The sequence below is a fragment of the Paraburkholderia sp. SIMBA_053 genome (genome assembly GCF_046534895.1).
Classification (GTDB): domain Bacteria; phylum Pseudomonadota; class Gammaproteobacteria; order Burkholderiales; family Burkholderiaceae; genus Paraburkholderia; species Paraburkholderia caledonica.
This window is the reverse complement of the sequence record NZ_JAWRXU010001854.1, coordinates 1-232: the sequence shown is the minus strand read 5'-3', so window position 1 is coordinate 232 and position 232 is coordinate 1. Positions and strand designations below refer to the sequence as shown.

The following is a 232-nucleotide window of genomic DNA, read 5'->3' as shown; positions in this document are numbered from 1 at the left end:
AATCGGTGTCTGCGGTCTCATCACGGCGTGGAACTGGCCTCTGCAGCTTCTCGCGACCAAGCTTGCGTATGCTCTTGCCGTTGGATGTACGGTGGTTCTCAAGCCGAGCGAATTTACGCCACTCAGCGCAATTCATCTTACTGAAGTGCTGCATGAAGCAGGGGTTCCGAAGGGCGTTTTCAATCTGATCCTCGGCGATGGTCCTACTGTTGGCAACGCGATCAGCAAGCAC

At 55.2% G+C, this 232-nt stretch carries 1 protein-coding gene; it reads left to right on the top strand.

What is annotated here, in order from left to right; all coding sequences use genetic code 11:
* The coding region (locus tag SB753_RS41950; RefSeq protein ID WP_410805806.1) for an aldehyde dehydrogenase family protein at nucleotides 1-232 on the top strand (232 nt) is incomplete at both ends.